Origin of the sequence: Chromobacterium sp. ASV23, assembly GCF_016428945.1 — a bacterium.
Classification (GTDB): domain Bacteria; phylum Pseudomonadota; class Gammaproteobacteria; order Burkholderiales; family Chromobacteriaceae; genus Chromobacterium; species Chromobacterium sinusclupearum.
The window spans coordinates 1-302 of the sequence record NZ_JAELTR010000265.1; the positions used below are offsets into that span (position 1 = coordinate 1).

At 72.5% G+C, this 302-nt stretch carries 1 pseudogene; it reads left to right on the plus strand.

What is annotated here, in order from left to right:
* Nucleotides 1–302: pseudogene (locus JHD59_RS22535) on the plus strand (hypothetical protein); the annotation flags it as partial.

The following is a 302-nucleotide window of genomic DNA, read 5'->3' on the forward strand; positions in this document are numbered from 1 at the left end:
TCGTATTACGACGACCTGGCGCTGGTGCGCAGCGGCCTGATCGACGAGAAGCGCTACCTGGGTCTGCTGGCCGAAACCATCACCGGCGTGCAACGCGGCGCCGGTAGACTGAAGCAGACCTTGGAGCCTGTCTCTTATACACATCTCCGAGCCCACGAGACTCCGCCAATTATCGCGTATGCCGTCTTCTGCTTGAAAATAGGGGGGGGGGGGGGGGGGGGGGGGGGGGGGGGGGGGGGGGGGGGGGGGGGGGGGGGGGGGGGGGGGGGGGGGGGGGGGGGGGGGGGGGGGGGGGGGGGGGG